This window comes from Elusimicrobiota bacterium, assembly GCA_026388155.1.
In the GTDB taxonomy this organism is placed as follows: Bacteria; Elusimicrobiota; Elusimicrobia; order Elusimicrobiales; family UBA9959; genus UBA9634.
In genome coordinates, this window is the sequence record JAPLKI010000022.1 from 418063 (window position 1) to 438290 (window position 20228).

16 protein-coding genes are annotated in these 20228 nt (G+C 53.5%); 4 read left to right on the top strand and 12 right to left on the bottom strand.

Annotation, left to right across the window (positions count from 1 at the left end; all coding sequences use genetic code 11):
- Nucleotides 1-76: 76 nt before the first annotated feature.
- Both NTX59_11800 and NTX59_11805 read right to left on the bottom strand, forming a co-directional pair.
- Nucleotides 77-892, bottom strand: a complete 816-nt coding sequence (locus NTX59_11800; protein MCX5786361.1) for a polysaccharide deacetylase family protein — start codon at nt 890-892, stop codon at nt 77-79.
- A gap of 137 nt (nt 893-1029) precedes the next feature.
- Nucleotides 1030-2604 carry a hypothetical protein gene (locus NTX59_11805; protein MCX5786362.1) on the bottom strand — a complete coding sequence of 525 codons (1575 nt, stop codon included), beginning with the start codon at nt 2602-2604 and terminating at the stop codon, nt 1030-1032.
- Between the two features lie 296 nt (nt 2605-2900).
- Here NTX59_11805 and NTX59_11810 point away from each other — a divergent pair, with 296 nt between their 5' ends.
- From NTX59_11810 to NTX59_11825, 4 genes are read left to right on the top strand one after another with little or no spacing between them, the layout of a single operon-like run.
- Entirely contained in the window at nt 2901-3362 is a 462-nt protein-coding gene (locus tag NTX59_11810; protein MCX5786363.1) for a T9SS type A sorting domain-containing protein, read from the top strand.
- Nucleotides 3363-3382: 20 nt separating this feature from the next.
- Nucleotides 3383-6994 (top strand): hypothetical protein, encoded by a 3612-nt coding sequence (locus NTX59_11815; protein ID MCX5786364.1) that lies wholly within the window; start codon nt 3383-3385, stop codon nt 6992-6994.
- A gap of 33 nt (nt 6995-7027) precedes the next feature.
- Nucleotides 7028-8587 (top strand): hypothetical protein, encoded by a 1560-nt coding sequence (locus tag NTX59_11820; GenBank protein MCX5786365.1) that lies wholly within the window; start codon nt 7028-7030, stop codon nt 8585-8587.
- A gap of 11 nt (nt 8588-8598) precedes the next feature.
- Nucleotides 8599-9876, top strand: a complete 1278-nt coding sequence (locus NTX59_11825; protein ID MCX5786366.1) for a hypothetical protein — start codon at nt 8599-8601, stop codon at nt 9874-9876.
- 73 nt (nt 9877-9949) lie between these two features.
- Here NTX59_11825 and NTX59_11830 read toward each other — a convergent pair whose 3' ends face one another.
- From NTX59_11830 to NTX59_11875, 10 genes are all read right to left on the bottom strand, one after another.
- Nucleotides 9950-11350: a hypothetical protein gene (locus tag NTX59_11830; protein ID MCX5786367.1), complete on the bottom strand. Its 1401-nt coding sequence runs from the start codon at nt 11348-11350 to the stop codon at nt 9950-9952.
- Nucleotides 11351-11392: 42 nt separating this feature from the next.
- Nucleotides 11393-12058 carry a hypothetical protein gene (locus NTX59_11835; protein ID MCX5786368.1) on the bottom strand — a complete coding sequence of 222 codons (666 nt, stop codon included), beginning with the start codon at nt 12056-12058 and terminating at the stop codon, nt 11393-11395.
- Between the two features lie 93 nt (nt 12059-12151).
- The gene (secF, locus tag NTX59_11840; GenBank protein MCX5786369.1) at nt 12152-13039 is read right to left on the bottom strand and encodes a protein translocase subunit SecF; all 888 of its coding nucleotides are present in this window, start codon (nt 13037-13039) and stop codon (nt 12152-12154) included.
- On the bottom strand, nt 13036-14475 hold the full coding sequence (gene secD / locus NTX59_11845; GenBank protein MCX5786370.1) for a protein translocase subunit SecD: 1440 nt from the start codon (nt 14473-14475) through the stop codon (nt 13036-13038). Before secD ends, secF begins: the two co-directional genes overlap by 4 nt.
- 10 nt (nt 14476-14485) lie before the next feature.
- Nucleotides 14486-14761, bottom strand: a complete 276-nt coding sequence (yajC, locus tag NTX59_11850; protein MCX5786371.1) for a preprotein translocase subunit YajC — start codon at nt 14759-14761, stop codon at nt 14486-14488.
- Between the two features lie 87 nt (nt 14762-14848).
- The gene (gene tgt / locus NTX59_11855) at nt 14849-15982 is read right to left on the bottom strand and encodes a tRNA guanosine(34) transglycosylase Tgt (GenBank protein MCX5786372.1); all 1134 of its coding nucleotides are present in this window, start codon (nt 15980-15982) and stop codon (nt 14849-14851) included.
- Between the two features lie 142 nt (nt 15983-16124).
- On the bottom strand, nt 16125-17315 hold the full coding sequence (gene queA / locus NTX59_11860) for a tRNA preQ1(34) S-adenosylmethionine ribosyltransferase-isomerase QueA (protein ID MCX5786373.1): 1191 nt from the start codon (nt 17313-17315) through the stop codon (nt 16125-16127).
- Nucleotides 17305-18447 carry a SpoIID/LytB domain-containing protein gene (locus tag NTX59_11865; GenBank protein MCX5786374.1) on the bottom strand — a complete coding sequence of 381 codons (1143 nt, stop codon included), beginning with the start codon at nt 18445-18447 and terminating at the stop codon, nt 17305-17307. Before NTX59_11865 ends, queA begins: the two co-directional genes overlap by 11 nt.
- Before the next feature lies 1 nt (nt 18448).
- Nucleotides 18449-19474 (bottom strand): Holliday junction branch migration DNA helicase RuvB, encoded by a 1026-nt coding sequence (ruvB, locus tag NTX59_11870; GenBank protein ID MCX5786375.1) that lies wholly within the window; start codon nt 19472-19474, stop codon nt 18449-18451.
- 101 nt (nt 19475-19575) lie between these two features.
- Nucleotides 19576-20196, bottom strand: coding sequence for a hypothetical protein (locus NTX59_11875; GenBank protein MCX5786376.1), 621 nt, complete (start codon nt 20194-20196; stop codon nt 19576-19578).
- Nucleotides 20197-20228: the final 32 nt, after the last annotated feature.

A 20228-nucleotide genomic window follows, 5' to 3' on the forward strand; every position in this document is an offset into this window, starting at 1 on the left:
AGGAGTTCCCTTATAGCTTATGGCCTAAAACATACGGCTTATGGCACTTTTTTAATCATCGCGTAAAACGCGACGATTAAAAAAGTCTTGACGCTCCGCGGGAAAGATGCAGCGCCAGGTCGACGTTGTTTTCATCGCCCTGTATAAAGAGCCTGTCCAGCGGACCTTTTTGTCTGTCCCATGGCCAGAAGGTTTTGCCCTGCGTAAAGCTGAAATCGAGGCTGTAACCGGCAGACAGCGCCTGTGCGCGCACGGCAGGAGAATAGGCGCCGTCTCCGTATGGGTAGGCGAAAGCACATATTTCCCCGCCGAGCAAAACTTCCAGCTGTTTTTTTGATTCCCTCATTTCCCAGGCGGCGTCTTCCGGCTCAAGCGCTCCAAGATGCGGGTGGTTCATGGTGTGGGAGCCCAATTCCATCACTCCGCTTTTTTTCATTTCAAGCAGCATTTCGGCTGTGGCCATGTTTATCCATGGTTCCGAGGCCGGATCATGCCAGGTATTGGCCTTGCCGATGGTATTGAAAACCACGAAGATATTCCCTTTCGCTCCCAGTTCACGAAGTATGGGCCAGGCCTGGGTATAGTTGTTCTCGTAGCCGTCGTCAAAAGTAATGACCACGGCTTTTTTAGGAAGGGGGGCCGTGCCTTTACAAGCCGCAAGAAGCTCTGAGAAGAGCAGGGTTTTGTAGTCGTTATCAAGCAGGTGTTTCACCTGGCGCCGGAATTTAGCGGGCGTTACCCAAAGCTCTTTTAACTTTGATCCGGGCGGAGGCGTACCGATTTTATGATAGCACAGCACGGGCAAGCCTGGTGTTTTTTTCCGCCACCAGGCCCAACGGCCGCTCAGATAGGCCGCAGTCAGGAATAAAACTGAAATTATCAGGATTTCCATAGCTCACCGGTCCCTTGAATTAAAGTTTAAAATCTAGAGCTCTGAAGACCTGAAGCTCTGAAGTCTGCTAAACTTCAACTCTTCCAGCTATTCTGTAACTTCAGCGCTTCAGAACTTCTAGCGCTTCAGCACTGGCGTCATGCTTCATACAGCCTTTCGGCCGCCTCAAATACCTTGTCCGCCGTTATGAGCCGCATGCACAAAAAATGCCCGCGCGGGCATTTTTTTGAGCCGTGCAGGGCGCAGGGTCGGCATTTAAGCGGTGTTTCAATTACTTCCGTTTTTTCTCCGTGGGGAAAAAAGCCAAGTTCTCTGGTAGTGGGGCCGAAGACCGCGGCCACCGGCACGCCAAGCGCCGCCGCTATATGCATTGGTCCGGAATCGTTGGTGATAAAAAGCTTAAGCCCGGCTATCAGGCCCATAAGTTCTCCGATGCCGGTTTTTCCGGTAAGGTTAAGACAGTTTTCGTCTCCGGCCATCCCGGCTATTTCACTGTTCCAGACGGCTTCACCCGGACCGCCCACCAGCAATATCCGCGAGCGGTGCGTAAAAGCCAGTTTTCTGATAAGCGCTGCCCAGCACTCTTTCGGCCAGCGCTTGGTAAACCAGGCCGAACCCGCGTTCAGGCCGATCAGAATTTTCTCGCCGGGGGCAAACTTCTCAATAGTTCCGGCCGCGGCGGCCACTCCGCCGCCTGGCCAGGCTGCGGGGCGGCCGGACTGCGGGGCCGGGGACACGGGGGAAGGCCCGCACGCGAGCGGCGCTAAAAGTGTAAGATTGCGTTCCGCGTCGTGCAGAAGCCAGGAAAAAGGCGCTTTATGCGTGAAGAGAAAGCTTCCCGCGCTTGTGGAAAAACCGGAGCGAAGCGGTATGCCGGCCGCGCGGGCGAGCAAAGCGGTTCTGAGAGAGCGGTGTGGAATGATGGCGGCTTCAAACTTTCTGCTTTTCAGCTCACTCACCAGGCGAAGAAATTCACCGGCGGCGGAGGGGGCTGTTTTTTTGTTGTCCGTGATCACCTCCGCGCAAAGGCCGGAAGCCGAAAAAAGCCCGGCGGTTTCGGGCCTTGTCAGGACGGTAATGGATGCGTCCGGCCTTATTTCTTTGAGCTTTTTTAAAAGGGGCAGAGTCAGCACGCAGTCGCCCAAAAAAGCGCTTTGAAAAACGCAAAACTTTACTGGTGAGACACTCACACCTGCCAAAGGCGGGTGGGGGACTATGGACCGGAAGCCGGCGGTTTGCGCGATACTCCAGTCTCCAAGGAGCGGCCCGGTATATTTTACGGGCACGCCAAGGCGGCCAAGCGTTTCCAGGTAACGCTCAAGGGTGTGCTTTTCAAGCGCAGGGCTTGGCACTCTGAAATTTACGAACAGCCTGCGGGCCAATGAATCTTTGCGGTAGCGGATTTTTAACGGCGCCCTTATCAGGGTGGAAAGCAGGCGGCTGCGAAGGGTGGCGTGGAGGTCAATTATAAGATCGTAACCGGCTGAGTTGAGCGTCCGGGCTGTTTTAAAGAGCCCCCGGAATTCCACCGCCCCCGAAAGAAAAACGCTGTTGGAGGCCGCGGCGGCGAACTGGTGTTTTACCAGCAGATCTATGCGGGCCTCCGGCCATCTGTCTTTAAGATTGCGCAGCACAGGCGCCGTCAGTATGATGTCGCCCAAAGACGACATCCTGATAACCAGGATTTTCGGGGTCTCCGTAAGTATTTCCATTATCAATTAAAAATTATATCATTTAGCGACTGTTCAGGTGGATAGGTGCAGCAAGAAAGGCTGTTGGACTGGCCGCCGGGCTGTGTATCGGGCAGCCAAAACAGCCTAAGGAATCACAAAAAATGGCTGACAAGCCCTGCTAAAAAACCGGGGGGGAACAAACCTGTAACGTAATAAACATTGATATGTAACATGATTTCAGCTATCAATATAATATGCATAAATACGCGGGGCCATTTTACCGGGTCATTCTTTTCGCGGCCGTATTATTTTTCTACGGGTTGACAGGGGCTTTAATGAGGTCAAACTCTTTCCGCATCCTGATAAGCGAGCAGGCGACGGTGGGCAATAGCGTCGCTAAAACAGGGGGAGGCTATTCTCTTTTAGGGAGCACAGGCCAGATGGGCGCCGAAACCCCGCTTTCCGGCGGGCGCTATACCGTAAGCTGGGGGGCGGTAAACTCCTGGAGGCCTGCGCAGGCGGATGTGTCTGCCGCGCATGTTTATCCCAACCCCTGCAACATCAGGAATAACTGCACTTCAGTCACTTTCACACGTCTCACGCTCAGGGCCGAAGTTGATATTTATACCCTCTCTGGCGAGTTAGTGAAACGCCTGAAAAAGAGTGATAATACAGACAGCGTTGTCTGGCGGGAACTTAAAAACGATAACGGTTCCACCGTGGCAAGCGGGCTTTATCTTTACCTTGTAAAAGGGGAAGGTTCGTCAAAGAGCGGAAAACTGGTTCTGATAAGGTAGCGGTGTTCGGGAGATTTTATATGAAAAAATGTCTGACGATGGCGATTTTCATGGCGGCCGCTTTGGTTTCTTATGCGCCGGCGGGGGAAATAAGCCCGGGGGCCGTGCCCGGCTCCATAAACTACCAGGGCCGCCTTGAGCGGGACAACGCCCCAGTAAGCGGCAATATACACCTGATCTTTAAAATTTATAACGTTTTGACAGGCGGAACGCCGCTCTGGACCAGCGCAACTCCTGAGAAGCCGGAGGTAGAGGCTACCGCGGTGCAGGGTATTTTCAGCACGAACATCACGCCTCCCTGGGGGACTTTTGCCGGCGCCGGAACCCTTTATCTTGAGGTGGAGGTGGAAAGCGAGACTCTTACACCCCGCGAACCGCTGAACAGCGTGTCGTACGCAATAGTGGCGAAGAAACTTGAAGACGGATCCAGCCTTGGCGTTTCAACTTTTACGGCAGCCTACCAGGTGCTGCTGGCCACTACTTCAAACTCCAATGTCGGGATAGGTATTACCGACACGCCCCCCAGTAAGCTTACAGTAAACGGCAATATTAAATTGCTTGGCTCGGGTAACGGCATCAGCTTCCCGGGCGGCTCCTTTATGACAGCAGCCAATATTGGCTCGGCCAATGGAATCGCCTCTGACGATTTTGTGGTGATAAAGGCCGCCAACGTCTCCCCCGGGGATGTCATCTTCAACACCCCGACTCTAGAACTCGCCCGCATTACCAACGATGGAAAGATGGGTATCGGGACTCCAAGCCCTATGGGAACGCTGGATGTGAACGGCAGCCTGTATCTTGGCGACGCCGGTATTTACAACACACACCTCGGAGTAGTTAACATCCAGGGGAACCTGTTTGTGGCGAACGGCCGCATAACCGGCAATAATTCCGAGTATATTTCACTTGGCGAAAGTAACGATGTTATAGCCCTTTGGTCCGGCGGGGCGGAGCGCATGCGCGTTCATTCGAACGGGAATGTCGGCATAGGGACGGCGGCGCCGGGATATAAACTTGACGTGAGCGGCGATATACATACTAACACCGGGCTGCTTGCAAGCGCCGTTTCCGCCGGGGCTTACAGCGGCTGGACCTCCTCTCCCAATGAAATACGCGCGGCGAACGCCACGCACCTGCTGCTGCAACAGAACAACTCTTACAATGTCGGCATAGGTACGGACTCCCCCAGGGAAAAACTGCATGTGCACGGCAATGTGCGCGCCGATTACGGTATTATAGCGGCCACGGCGGCTTTTGCAGGCGATGTCGCGGTAAATGGTAATTTCACCGCCAATTCAGGCCTTGGCAGCCAGGTTTTTCTCTCTTCCACCGTTGTTTACGGCAGTCTTACCGTGACTGGCGCAATAGGTTCCGTAAAGGGGGATCCGGCCTATTTAAGCCCTGATAATATCTTCTACGGTCAGAACACTTTCAAGAAGCAGGTTGTGGCTTCGGACGATATTATAACCAGCAGCCGCGTGGGAGTAGGCGCGGCGAATTTTAATTTTACCGGCTCAAGATATTTGCAGATAGGCGACAGCAACTCCATATTCAGCAACGACAATTCGCTGGCTTATCTGGTGGGCGGCGGCAACGCCGACGCAAAATTCTATTTTTACCGCGGCGCGGCGCAAATTGCCGGTTTGGAAACCCAGCTTGCCTATCCTAAAGCGCTTGCGCTGACCGTGGGCGGCGGCGGCGGACAGACAAAAATGCTGGTTGACGACGTGTATTGGCGCATGCAGAACAATGTGGTGTGGATTTCCACCGGTTATAACACCACGCCCGCCGTATTCGTAAGTTCTTATATGGGCAATGTGGGCATAGGAACCTCGATAATGGATCCGAACAACAAATTAACGGTGGAGGGCAATCTCAGAATATCCGGTACCTCTTCGCCGGGGCAGCTTTACGGCCTGATATTTTCCGACGGCTCCAAAATGACCACCGCAAACCTGGGCTCGGCTTCGGGCATATCAACCAACAATGACGCGCTTGTTCAGGCCAACGCCGATAACCACGGCGGCAGCGTTATATTGAAATCCGGCAATGTCGACGGCATGATAATAAACAGCGGCGGCAATGTGGGCGTGGGAACGCTGAACCCCACTGGGAAATTAAACGTCAGAGGGGGGGCGCTGGTTATCGGCAGTCCGCAGGGAATCTCCTCATACCTTGCCGGTACAAACCTTTTAGTGGGCGGAGATTTGATCCTTGACGGCGGCCTGGTACAGCGCTCGACCACGCTGACCTATTTTGCCGCTCTGATTGTCGCGGGCAATGTACAGCTTTCCACCGCCCCCGCGGCTATGACAGGCATCGGGACAGTCTCTCCGGACCAAAGACTGACGGTCGCGGGGAACATCTCCCAAACGGGCGTGCTGATTTCAAGCGGAAGCGGCAATAATTATTTTGCCGGCAGCCTGGGCATAGGCACTACGGGGCCTAACAGCAAACTCGGGGTTCTCGGCAATATGGCGGTGGGGGCGGCTTACGGGATTATGGCTGCGCCGGCGTCAGGAGCCATAATAGAAGGCAATACGGGCATAGGCACTGCGGCGCCAAAAGGGAAATTGGATGTGGCCGGCGGATTATCGATCGGCGGTTATGCCGGAGTAAACGCGCCGCCGTCAAATGGAATAATAATAAGCGGCAGCGCGGGCATCGGAGCGATTTCTCCCGACCAGCAACTGACAGTCTCAGGCAACATTTCCCAGACGGGTATGATAATTTCAAGCGGAAGCGGCAATAATTATTTTGCCGGCAAGATGGGCCTGGGGACAACATCTCCGGATCAAAAACTGACGGTTTCGGGCAACATCTCCCAAACGGGCGTGCTGATTTCAAGCGGAAGCGGCAATAATTATTTTGCCGGCAATATCGGCGTCGGGACGGCGAATCCGGGAGCGAAACTTGATGTGGAAGGCAACGCGCAGTTCGGACAGGGAGCGGCCAAATCCACTTTCACGGCCGCGGGCGTTCTTCAACTGGCAAGCCCGCTTTCAAGCCTTTACGGCGGAACCGGCGCGAACCTGAGCGCCGGGGCTATAGGCGCGGTCCCTTATTTTTCCGCCGCCGGCGTTATGAGCGCCCTTGGAGCCGGCACGGCCAATTATCTTCTGCAGGCCAACGGCGCCGCAACTCCGGGCTGGGTGCAGTCCACCGAAGCCGCCACCGTCAACACTGTAGTGCGGCGCGACGCCAACGGAGATTTCTCCGGCCATACTATTACCGCCACCAATTTCATCGGCAGCATCAGCGGCAACGCGGATACCGTGGATAATTTCCATGCCAGTAACCAGATTCTGCCGATTGTGGGTAATACTATTCCGGTTCGTACTGCTGCTGGCTATCTCTATAACAATTACTTCAATATGACTGCCGATGCCGGCAACGCCACCACGCCCCAATATTTAGTCGGCGAATGGAGCAGCGATAATTTCCTGCGCTATGTGCTGCCTTCCAATGTCACAGTCGGAAAAGCCACCGCCCTGGCCGCGGACCCGACCGATTGTACGCTGCCGGATGTCGCCCTGGGTATAAACGCGTCGGGAACCGCGCAATGCGGGACGTTGAAAGTAAGCTACACGGCTACAAGCCCGGCCGGATATTACGCTGTGTATGCGCCTTAAACCGGGAATCCATTGTGATATATTTTAAATGATATGAAAAGGTCAACGATTTTCCTGGCTCTGATATTTTTTCCGGCAAGCCGCATCGTTGCCGCGCATACGGCCAAGCCGGAAAAAGTCGCGCTTGACCTGCATGTAATGAGCATGTGCCCATACGGCGTACAGGCTGAAAACGGCATATTTCCCGCGGTCGCGAGCTTAAAGGATTTTACCGATCTCCGGCTGTTTTTCATCGCCGATAAATCCACTCCCGCCGCGGGCGGAACTCCGGAATTCCGCAGCATGCACGGGCAAAAAGAAGTGGATGAGGATTTGCGTCAGCTATGCGTAATGGAACACTTCCCGGAAAAATTCATGGTTTTCATTCTGGAAAGGAACAAAAGTATTAATGACTCCGACTGGCAGAAAGCCGCCTCGCTGGCGGGGATTTCGTCTTCAGCCGTTCAAAACTGTTCCGGCGGGGCTGAAGGCGCGGCTTTGCTTTCAAAAAGCCTGGAATTTTCAATAGAACGCAAAGCCGGCGCTTCCCCCACGATTTACGTGGATTCAATTGCCTATAACGGAAGCCGCAGTTTGCGTTCCATCACACTGGCTATTTGCGATGCCCTGAAAGGCAAAGGCATTTTACGGCTGCCTGCTGCCTGCTCAAAAGCGGAAAATATGCCTCCCGAGACGACGGGATCCGGCGGAGGCTGCGGCGACAACCCTGTCGAGTTTGACGCGCTGGCCGTAGTTGAGACGGGCTGTAAATTCTGCGGCGCGACATTGGCGGAAACGATTAAACAGATCCACCCCGGCGTCAACATCCGGATAATAGACGCCGGTTCCAAAGAGGGCGAGGGACTGATAAAACAATATGACGCCCGGGTTTTGCCGCTTTACGTGCTGGATAAAAAGGTGGAACATGACCCCAATTTTCAGAATCTCCTGAAAGTTTCCTATGCAAAATCGCATGATAATTATTTGATATTGCCTGGGCAGGGAAATTATACTCCCAGCGTTCAGTTAAGGCGCAAACGAGCCCCGGGGCAGATAGATGTATTTGTCAAAAGTCTTTCCCCTGTGACGACGGCAGCCGAGGCGGAATTTTTAAAATTTCTGACTGAAACAAAAGCCTCCGATCTGACCTTCAGCTTTCATTACATTACGCAGGCGGTGGCCGCCGCGACTGAGGCGCCCGCCTCGCCCGGTCCGGCTTCAGGAAAAGCGGCCGGCGTCCCCCGGAGAGGCGATAAAGCCGGTCACCCAGCCTCTTTGACCGCGGATAAAGGCGACTTGGAGATCGACGAAGATATCCGGCAGATATGCATTTTTCAGCATGCCTCAATAGATAATTTTTTCACGTATCTGAACTGCCGCAATCAGAACCTGGATGATACCATGCGGGCTTCGTCATGTATTGAAAAATCGGAAACCATAACAAAGTGTATAGCGTCGGGCGAGGGCCTTGAACTGCTCAGGCAGGATGCGTCTTTAATCCGCGAGCTTGAAATTAAAGACGGTCCCGCGTTCCTTTGGGAAAACCGGTACGGGCCCTTCGGCTGGAACGAAGCGGACTGGAAAAGCATGATAAGCGGAGTTAAACAGCAGTAAAGAAGCGTAAAATGGGAAATTTAACCGATCAATGCCGAAAAGGTTTTCACGCGTCCATCGTGCGCATACTGGTATGGGTTTTGATGTCCTTGCCGGGGATGGTTTACGGCTGGACGGATGTTATCAGCGCCGGCGTCAATATCCGCAAGGTTCATATTGATGAGCTGCGCACGGCGGTTAATAACAAGCGCACAGACTATGGTTTTTCCGCGGCGGCCTGGAATGAAAATGGCGACGACGCCACCATCACAGCCGGCACCACACGCATCCGCAAGATTCATTTTGATAACCTGCGCGACAAGCTGGATGATATTAATACGGCATTCAATGGCTGGTGTTCCGGCGTGGTTCCGGCGGCTCCAGGCTGGGGCGCCATCACCGCCGGCTCCACGCTCGTCAGCGCTTCGCATATCACCCAGTTGCGCAACGCGGTTGACGCGATAGGCGCGGCCAGCGGCTGTTGTCCGGTCTGCCGCTATGCCGATGGGGCTAACGGCTGCAGCAATCTTGCCGGCCCGCAGCCGGGATGCAACACATGTTCCGGCAGTTTTACCAGAACCTGCGGCGGCGGAACCTGCAATAATAACACGAATTGTCTGACGCAGTGCGCAAGCGGGACCGCGGTGCGCACGGGCTGCACCGCCAACGCCTGCTCGGGCTCATCCGCATGCAGCACGGCCGCCTGCTGTGTTGACGGCACGCACTCAGGAGTATACCCCGGCACCTGTTCGTCCGGCAGCGGCTGCTCCGGTACCTGCAGCAGTCCGGCGGCCTGTCCGACCGGCACACAGGGCGCGTGTTATAATGCAACCCACCCCTGCTCATATGGCGGCAACTGCTCAGGCGGCGCCTGCGATGGCTGCGCGCAGGGTTCCGCCTGCGCCTGCTCCGGCAATTCCACCACGACCTGCGGCGGCGGAACCTGCAACATTAACACGAATTGTCTGACGCAGTGCGCGGACGCTACCAATGTGCGCACTGGCTGCACCGCAAACGCCTGCTCGGGCTCGTTAGGGTGCGATCAGAACGCCTGCTGTGTAGACGGGACACACAGAGGCAATCACCCCGGCACCTGCTCGGCCGGCAGCGGCTGCTCCGCGACCTGCAGCTTTTCGGTCGTCTGCCCGACCGGCACGCAGAACACATGTTACAACGCTACTACCCCCTGTTTATTTAGCGGCAACTGCTCAGGCGGTACCTGCGGTACTTGCGCCGCAGGTACCGCCTGCTCGGGCGGCACGCCGAACTGTTGCCTTGGAAACTGTCAAGCTAGCGCAACCTGCCCATAGAATTGCAATTCGGGTTTGAACAAGCGGCAGTGGAGTCAAGGGGTTTAATTCTGAACCCCTTTTCATTTCAGGCTTATTTCAGGAAAGGGGAAATAGCGGCGAGTGTTTTTTCGGTCGCTCCCTGAAGGGAGCGGAGGGATTTTAAGGAATTTTCTCCGGCATCCTTAAGGAAAGCCGGGTCGCCAAGCAGCATATTGAGCCTTGCGCCCAGTTCCGCGGCGTCACGCACCATAAAACCGCCCTTAAATTTCAGCAGGGCTGCGCCCGCGAGTTTAGCGTTTTTATAATTCGGCCCGAACAGGACCGGCTTTGAAAACAGGGCCGGCTCAAGCAGGTTGTGCCCCCCGGTGTTGTCCAGCGTCCCTCCCACAAAACATACCGTGGAAACGGCATAGAAGGCCTGCAGAAGGCCCATGGCGTCAACCAGCAGACAATCCGCCCCGCCCCTTTGGAACAATCTGTCGGCATGGGCGGTTCCGGGTGATGTGGTAGTGCCCGCTTCCTGGGCCAAAGGGGCGGGGCCAGCGGACCACCTGACAAACGCTACCGAACGGCTGCGCGCAATAGCTTCCGTTTCAGCAAGCCTTTCCGTATGGCGCGGCACAATTATAAGTTTAAGGGCCGGAATCTTTTTTTTAGCTTCCAGCCAGGCATCTATTATTACGTGCTCTTCTTCAGGATGGGTGCTGCCGGCGGTTATTACAGGCGTGCCCTCCCAGAGCGAGGCCTTGATAAAGCCTGAAACTTCAGCGCTGCCGGAGGGTGAAGCCCCTATTAAATCGTGCTTTAAATTGCCTGTTTCAATTACTTTGCCGTAGAGTCCCGGCAGAAGACTGAGCTTTTCCGCGTCCCACGGGCTTTGCGCCAGCACACGCTTTATGCCTGAAAAAATCAGCCGCGTAAGCGGGGCAAATGCCCGGTAAAGTGCGAGCGTTTTTTTGGAGACGCGAGCGTTTATCATAAATACCGGCACACCCGCTTTCCCCGCGCAAAAAAGCATATTGGGCCAGATCTCGGTTTCAACGATTATCAAGGCGCGGGGAGCTGTTTTTTTAATGAAAGCCCTTGTGAGAGGGTAGAAGTCAAGCGGGGCCAGGCGGACATTCGCGGAAAGTTTAAGCGCCTCCTCTCTGCCGGACCAGCTTGAAGCGGTTATTATTATTTCACAGTTTGGAACCAGCGCGCGCAAATCCGGGATAAGTTTTACCAACGCTTTAACTTCCCCTACTGAGGCGGCGTGCACCCATATGGGGGAGGGCCGAAGGCTGAAGGCTGTGACACTGGCCTGCCGCGGGCCCATGGCGCTGTCCGCGGCTGAAGGCTGAAGGTTGAGGGACACGGAAAGCCTTTCTTTAAGTTCCGCAAAAAAGTTCTTAAGCAGGCGCCTGCGGGGGGAAAAAATAAAAAAAACAAGGTAGCCCAGCGCGATCAGGGGGGTAAGTAAATTATAGATTATAAGAAAGATATGTGACATTTTTAGAGTAGAGAGGACAGCGGATAGGGGTCAGGGCAGGAGTTATTTATTTTCTGTACCCTTGCCGCCAGCCCCTAGTCTCTGCTGTTGTTTCGCTTTCTTTTTCTTTTTGGAAATCCAGGGGATGGAGAAAACAGTCAGGTATTTCGGGCTAAAAACACCCGACTCAAAAACAACGCCGATCTTTCCGGTTTCAAGCAGCTCAAAAAGCTCTTTTATCAATGCATTCTCAAAAAGAGGAACTGACGTGGGCTCGCAGGGGGCCGCTGTTTCCTGCGGGGGGGAAGAATGAATATAAACCGGGTCTTCAAGCTCAAAACCTTCCGGCTCGGTCTCACTGCCAAGCAGCTCTTTTACCACATTAAAGCCGGTTTCCAGAAAAACAGCGCCAGCAATCCTCTCAAGGCGGCGCAGAGTTTCTTCACTGGTAATGGCTAGCCTGCTTTCAAAAGCTTTACCAAGCGTAATCACTCCAACGGTCATGCGCGTGCCGGGCTTTCCGCTTATTCCCGCGGCTATGGAGTCCTGTTGCGGGAGATGGGCAAAAACCGTGGAAGGCTCAATGGATGAGGCGAGCCCCGCGATGTATTCTTTGGCGGCTTCTTCATCCGCAAGCCCCGCCGAGGGCAGATCCAGTCTGTGTTTGCGGGCCCTGCGCAGTATGTCGTAGGTGTAAATGGGGATTTTAAAATTCTTGATTTTGCGCATAGTCAGTGTAGAGTGTAGGGTAGATAGTGTAGAGACCATACGTACCTTTCTTAAATACTCTACACACTACACTCTCCACTATTCACTCTTCCTTCACTTCGCCCTGTGCTCCCATTGGTAAACTATGGGCGAGCAGATGAATATGGTCGAGTAGACGCCGGTAATGGTGCCTATCAGCATGCAAAAAGCGAAATTGTTTATCCCGCTGCCGCCGAAGAGGAAAAGCACCAGCACGGTTATAAAAACCGTAAGGGTGGTTATGATGGTCCTTGAAAGGCACTCATTAATGCTCATGTTTATCAATTGGCCCATGGGCATTTTGGGGAACTTTTTCATATTTTCCCTCATGCGGTCAAAAATGACGATGGTGTCGTTTATGGAGTAACCGGCTATCGTGAGGAAAGCCGCCACTATCACCAGGTCAACCTCGCGGTTGGCAAGCGACATGGCTGTTATCGCCACAAACACATCGTGCATAATGCCTATAACGCCCGCCGTGCCCCATACGGGGTTCGAGAAGCGGAACGCTACATAGACGATTATCCCGAACATAGACAGGATAATGGCAAAAAGCGCTTTCTTGCTTAAGTCGCGTCCCACCACAGGCCCCACATAATCCCGTTTTTCCTCGGTGAAGGAATCGCCCTGTATCGTTTTAAGCGCCGCGGTCATCTTGTCGGCGGTTTCATTTACATTTTCCTGGGTGCCTTTGACCTTCAAAGCGAAGGAATTGGTTTCGGAGTAGGTCTGTATGCCGGCTTCAATGCCTGCGCCCTTAAGCGCGGTCCGTATCGCGGATATGTCCACAGGCTTCTCGAACTTCACCTGCACCAGAGTACCGCCGGTAAAATCAAGGCCGAGGTCAAGGCCCTTTACGGACAGCGAGATAATGCCGGCAAGCGTTACTATTCCGGAAATAGTAAAGAAAATGAAGCGTTTTTTTACGAAATCAATATGTGTCTTTGGAAGCAGTTCTATCATATACTGAGCTCCTTTGGATTTGAGGTGAGCCAAAATTCGTAAAAGGCCCTGGTAACGAACACGGAGGTGAACATACCGATCAGCAGGCCGATGGTCAGCGTCACGGCAAAACCTTTCACGGGTCCCGAACCGAACTGGAACAGGAATACGGCTGCGATCCAGGTGGTCATGTTGGAGTCAAGGATGGCGCTCCAGGCCTTGTCGTAGCCCGTGGGAATGACCATTGCCACCGGTTTTGAGAGATGCATTTCTTCGCGCATGCGCTCAAGTATAAGCACATTGGCGTCTATGGCCATAGCAAGCGACAATATCATACCGGCTATTCCCGGCAGGGTAAGAGTGGCCGAAAAATAGCTCAAGGCCGCAAGCAGAATAACGAAGTTGAGAACCAGGGCCACATCCGCTATGAAGCCGCCGCCTTTGTAATAAAACAGCATGAATACCACCACAAGCAGAAAACCGATAACGGAGGAGCCAAGGCCCTTGCGTATCGAGTCTTCGCCAAGCCCCGGGCCTACCACGCGTTTTTCAATGATTTTCACGGGGGCGGGCAGCGCGCCGGCGCGCAGGACTATTGCCAGATTGCGGGCTTCTTCCAGAGTGAAAGTGCCCTCTATCACCCCGCTGCCTCCGGAAATCCTGCTTTTTATCACGGGGGCCGAGTGTACCACACCGTCAAGCACTATGGCCAGGTTCTTGCCGACGTTCGCGCCGGTGAAAGTATCAAAAAGCTTGCCGCCTTCCTTATTAAAGGTAAAGTTAATGTTCGGGTAGCCGAACTGGCGGTCCGTTTCCACCCTGGCGTTTTCCAGATAGGCGCCGGTAACCGGCACAGTCGTGTCAAGCACGTAATACTTGACCCGTGAGCCGCCTTCCTCGCCGTTGTCGGCCGCCTTATAAAGGCCGGTGCCCTTGGGCATGAGTTTTGCGACTTCCGGGACCAGATTACCGTCTTTGTCAAAAGGGGAACCGTCAAGCGATTCCGCTTTCGCGATTGCCGCCTGCGCGCCTTCGCCGGAATTTTCCAGATGGAATTCAAGCAGCGCGGTTTTGCCTATAAGATTCTCGGCCTCCTGGGCGTTTGAAACTCCGGGGAGATCCACCGCTATCCAGCGGTCACCCTGCCTTGAAATGGGGGTTTCTCCCACGCCGTACTGGTCAATGCGGTTGCGGATAATTTCTATCGCGCGGGACATGGCGTCGTTTAATGTTTCTTTCTTATTAAGCTTATCAGCTTCCAGCTCAAGCAGCATGTGCGTGCCGCCCCGAAGGTCCAGTCCCAATGTTAAAATTTTCTTGGGGCGCATGCGCGCGAGTTCAAGTTTGCCCCGTTCATCGTTGGTTTTTGTGTACCATTCAACGGTGGGATATAACAGGTAAATGGAAAGCACTAAAAGTCCAAGGATTAAACCCATTTTCCAATGAAGTTTGGTCATTTTATACCTCTTATTTTGTCTCGTTTAAAACTGAGTGGATATGCGAACGCACATGGGTTATTTTTACCCCTTTTGCTATTTCAATTTCCAACTCGTGCTCGCGTACAGCGCTGATGGTGCCTATTATGCCTCCGTTGGTAAGTACCTTGTCGCCGACCTTTAAGGCTTCAAGCATCTTTTTCATTTCCTTCATCTGCTTCTGCTGGGGACGGATCAACAGGAAATAAAAAATAAGCATTATGGCTGCCAACGGTATGAATTGCATGAAAGCGGGGCTCGGGTTCATCTTGTCCTCCGTAGAAACTATAATTCTTTTATTATTTTAACAAATTTTTGCCGTCTTAAATCCTGAATCTTGAAGTTTGCCGCTATTTTATGGGGCCAAATAGCTGTCCATGAATATTTTTTTATGTTTTCGGAAGTCTCCGCACTCTACGGCCGAGCGCATGGCCTTGGTCTGGTTAATCAGGAACCGCAGGTTGTGTATGGATATAAGCCGGGAGACCAGCAGCTCTTTGGCCTTATAAAGGTGCGAAAGATAGGCCTTGGAATAATTGCGGCAGGTTTCACAATCACAGGCTGGGTCAAGGGGGGAATCGTCCCTCCGATATGGCGCGTTTTTTATGTAAAGTTTTCCTTTTGAAGTCAGGGCCTGGCCGTTGCGGGCGTTTCTGGTCGGCAGAACGCAGTCAAACATGTCCACGCCCAGGCTTACGGCTTCCCATAGATCTTCCGGGGAGCCGAGGCCCATGAAGTAAACAGGCTTGTCTTTTGGGAGAACCTCCATCACGGCGGCAAGAGATTCCATCATCTGGCGTTTTGTCTCTCCGACCGCAAGGCCTCCGACGGCAAAGCCGTCCACCCCCAGCTCCGCTATATGTCTTGCCGCCGTGGCCCTGAGGTCCGGATAGATGGAGCCTTGTATTATCCCGAAAAGAAGGGGCCGTTTGGCGTGAGGGTACGCTTTCACTTTTTCCGCGAAATGCTTTTTGGCCCTCTCGGCCCAACGGGTGGTTTTTTCAAGCGCGTCCACGGCCTCGGCTCTTGTGGCGGGGTTCTTTACGCAGACATCCAGGCAGGTCCAGATATCGGAGCCTATGGCCTCCTGATAGTCTATCACTCTCTCGGGAGTAAAGAAATGCGGACTGCCGTCTATATGGGAGGAAAAATGCACGCCTGAATCGGTGATCTTGCGGAGGCGGCTCAGACTGTAAACCTGGAAGCCTCCCGAGTCGGTAAGAATGGGCCCGCGATGGTTCATGAAACCGTGCAGACCTCCAAAAGTTTTCAGGGTTTCAAGCCCGGGTCTAAGGTAGAGGTGGTAGGTATTTGAAAGTATGCATTCTGTTCCTATGGCCTTCAGATCATCCTGTGAAAGCGCCTTCACGGTGCCCTGGGTGGCTACCGGCATGAAAACCGGGGTGTGAATTACGCCGCTCGCGGTTTTAAGTGCCGCCGCCCTGGCTTGGGTGTCTTTGTCTTTGTGCAAAACCTCAAAATATGGCATTTAAGCTGACCCCTTGGTAATAAGCAAATAGTAAGAAAGTGAATAGCGAATAGTAACAGCCATAAAAACCCACCTTCTACTCGAAATTTAATAATCTCTTCTGGGATACTGCCCGGTTCATTTTCTCACTATTCGCTATTTACTATAAAATAAGCATTGAATCGCCGTAAGAATAAAACCTGTATTTTTCCCTTACGGCTTCCGTATAGGCTTTAAAAAGCGGCTCACGCCCCGCAAAAGCCGCGGTCATATAAAGCGGCGCAGAATCAGGCACATGCAAATTGGTTATGAACGCGCCCGCTACTTTGAACTTATAACCGGGGCGTATGAAAAGCCCGGCGCGCCTTTCACCGTGGATAAGCCGGCCGTCCGTCCCCGCGAAAGTTTCAAGAGTGCGCATGGAGGAGGTGCCCACGGCTATAACGCGCCCTCCGGATTTTTTGTGGGCGTTTATCATTGAAGCCGTCCCGGAGTCCAGAAAACAGGTTTCCTCAAGCATAACATGATCGGCCGGGTTTTTGCAGCGCACCGGCCTGAAAGTTCCCCAGCCTATGTGAAGTGTGACGAACGCGACGCGCGCGCCCCGGGCCTCAAGCGCCGCGAATACCGCGGGAGTAAAATGAAAACCGGCCGTGGGCGCGGCTATTGAGCCGGGGGCGTCGGCAAATACCGTCTGGTAGCGCGCTTCGTCAGCCGCAAACTCGGCGTTGCCGCAACTTTTTCTTTTTCTGGCTTTTAAAATATACTGGGGAAGGGGAACCTGTCCATGTTCCGTCAGATAGGCTTCGTTAACCGGGCTGGAAAATTCAAAGGTCCAACTGCCGTCCGGGTTAAGCCCGGCGCAGACGGCATTGACACCCGCGCCGCATACAAGGCGCTGCCCCGCTTTTATTTTCCTTGCAAGCGCCGTCCAAATGGTCATATCCGGACGCTGCGGAGCAATAAGAAGCAGATCGGTTTTTCCTCCCGTGGGCTTTTCCGCCGGCAGTTTCGCTTTCCAGACGCGGCTTCTGTTTAAGACCAGCAGATCATTGGGCCCCAGCAGCGAGGGCAGCTCACGGAAAACAAGGTGGCTCATAGAGGCGGAAGCGCGGTTAAGTACCAGCAGGCGCGAGGAGTCCGCCGGCTCGGCCGGTTTTGGGGCTATAAGCGGCTCTATTTCCAGGGAAGAAAATTCGTGCAAAGACGCGGAGGTTGCCCTAACCGCCTGCTTATTTGCCGAAGGCCCCGCCCTTTTGGGGCAAAGCGACGGGGTATTACCGGAATTATGTCCATAAGCGATAGCATCCGAACCAAAAGAGCGGAGCAAGCGTTTGGCGGGGTCAGTTGTCATAATCGGTTATGGAAGCGCCGGGGTAATAATGCCTGAGAATTTTTTTATAACTCTTTCCGCGCGCGGCCATTTCTTTCGCGCCTTCCTGACAGAGTCCCACGCCATGCCCCCAGCCGCGCCCGTAAAATTCATATCCGCTTTTGTCCTCTTTAATACGGGTGATATATGTGCTTCTAAAAGAATTGCTGCCGAAATTTTTCCTGAATTCACCGGCGGGCAGCTGGAAGTCCCCCTGATCCGTGTGAAAAAGCAGGCTGAGAGCTCTCCCGGAACGGTCCTTTTTATATACCTTGATGGCTTTAATCTTTAACGCGGTCGATCCGCTGTTTTGCACAAAAGTGAGCAGGTCTTCGTATGGCACATGGAAGCTCCACTGATAATGCGCGGCGAGGGAACAATAAGGATCGCTCACCCCTTCAAGTGGCTTCACGACTTCCTCACCCCAGTACGCTTTTGCGCTGGCGGTGCGTCCGCCGCAGCAGGAGTGAAAAAAAGCGGTTATTATTTTGCCCTTGTATTTCAGCACCTCTCCGCGCGTGGAGTTAACGGCCTCAAGTATCCTTGAATTTACGCCTTTCGTTCCGTTGTATACCTGCATGTCGGCTCCGGAGGTGATATCAAAATCTTTGGCCGGATTTATGTTCTTCGCGGCGTAGCTGCGCGAAGCCACAGCCTGCGCTTTCAGCGCCTCAAGCGGCCAGGAGGGGCTCATTTCCGACGGCAGAACTCCGTAAAGATAGTCTTCAAGCGGGAGTTCTTCTATGATATCAAGCCTGCCGTTTGAAGCCACCTTGATCAGCATATCCCCTTTGTAAATGTTTCCGCCGAGGCGTATTTTTTCGGAACCATCCGCCGCCAACAGCCTTATTGGAGAAGAGAGCTTCTGATTAGCCACCGAAAGGGATTGGGTGCCAAAACTTCGTATTTCATAGTAGGCGTTTGCGAGCAGGAGATATTTTTGTCCGGTTTTTACCTCCTGCACGTAGGTTTTTACCGAAGTTTTAAGTTTAATCGGGGGGGAATCACGGACTATGGCGACTCTTATTCTGGGCCCGCTGTCGCCCTGCGCTCCATCCGAGGCGTTGACTGATACGCAAAAGGCGAAAACGAGGGAGGCGGCAAGTCGCAGCATTTTATAACAGTTCCTGCTGCCGCGGAAGTTTAAGGCCCAAATGTCTGGCGGCTTTGGCGGTAAGAACTCTGCCTCTTGTCGTCCTCTTTAAAAATCCGCTCTGCATAAGAAAAGGCTCTATTACATCCGTGAGCGTGTCCTGCTCTTCGGAAATGGAAACGGCCAGCGTTTCTATCCCCACCGGCCCGCCTTCAAATTTTTCCGCTATGGTCGTAAGGAGGCGGCGGTCCAGATTGTCAAGCCCCTCCGAGTCTATCTCCAGCGAAGCCATGGCGGCTTCCGTGATCTCCGGAGTGATAACGCCCGTGCCTTTCACTTCGGCGAAATCGCGAACCCTTTTAAGCAGGCGGTTGGCTATGCGCGGCGTGCCGCGCGAGCGGGCGGCTATAAGTTTCAGGCCCTGCGGTGAGGCGGAAGTGTTAAGTATGGCGGCCGACCGCTCAAGAATGGCTTCAATTTCAGTTTCTCCGTAAAAGCCCAGATTAAATGAAAGTCCGAAACGGTCCCGTAAAGGGCCGGTGAGCAATCCGCTTCTGGTCGTAGCGCCCACCAGAGTAAAGCGCGGCACGGCGAGTTTAAGGGTAGTAGCTCCGGGGCCTTTGCCTGTGCTTATAAAGAAAATGAAATCCTCCATTACGGGGTAGAGGGCTTCTTCCACTGCGGCGTTAAGGCGGTGTATTTCGTCGATAAAAAGGATATCGCCTTCAGCGAGCTCAGTGGTAAGCATGGCGGCCAGATCTCCGGGTTTTGAAAGCACGGGGCCGGAGGTTACTTTTATGTTTACCCCCATTTCACGGGCGAGTATATGCGAAAGCGTGGTTTTGCCAAGGCCCGGGGGGGAATAAAAAAGACAGTGGTCAAGCGCCTCACCGCGGTTTTTAGCGGCCCTTATGGAAATATCCAGATTTTCCTTGAGTTTCTTCTGGCCTATAAACTCTTTGAGCGTAAGCGGGCGCAGCGCCGAATCAAAACGCGCGGTTTCTCCGGGAGCGGTTTTGGGTGAAAGCGGATTGTCTTCTTTTTGCATAGTTCAACGGCAGAGGTTAGGGGCCGGCGGCTAGGGCAATTAAGAATAAGGAACTCCTTCCCTGAACCGCTCTCCTCTAGCCTCTATCCCCTTTCTTTATACTACTTCGGCGAAAGGATCTTTAGCGCTCTTTTTAAAATGGTTTCTATGTTTTCCGTCTCTTCAGGCGCGGAAGCGGCCGCCTCCTCCAGCGCGTCGCGGGCCTCGCCGGGCCTGAATCCCAGCGCGGAAAGGGCGCTTAGCACCTGCATATACGCTCCGTCGGCCGAATAGGCGCCTCCCTTTATCTTTTCCGGACCGGAGATGGAAAGTCCCTGGATTTTGTCCTTAAGGGCGGCGGATATTTTTTCGGCTGTTTTTGCGGTAAACCCAAAAATAGTAATTAGCAGCTTAAGGTCGTTCTTGATTACCGCTTTTTTAAAGTCCGGCAGCGACCTGAGGGCCTTATTCAGGTATTCAAGGGCTTTTTTCGCCCCGGTGGCGGGTACCGCGTCGCGGAAAAGCTCAAAAAGGGCTTTTTCTTCCGCGCTCAAAAAACCGTAAAGGGCGATGCCGCCGTACATACTGATCGATTCCGCTATGAAAACTTCCGCCTGGGCGGACTGCGCCAGCGCCTCAAGGGAAGTTTCGCAGAAAAAAACCTCATAACCCACACCGCAGGTTTCAATTACCGCGCTTTGTGCGGTTTTTGAAAGCACGCGGCCTTTCAGGTAGGCGAACATATCAAGAATACCTCTTTATAAAATTCAAGGTT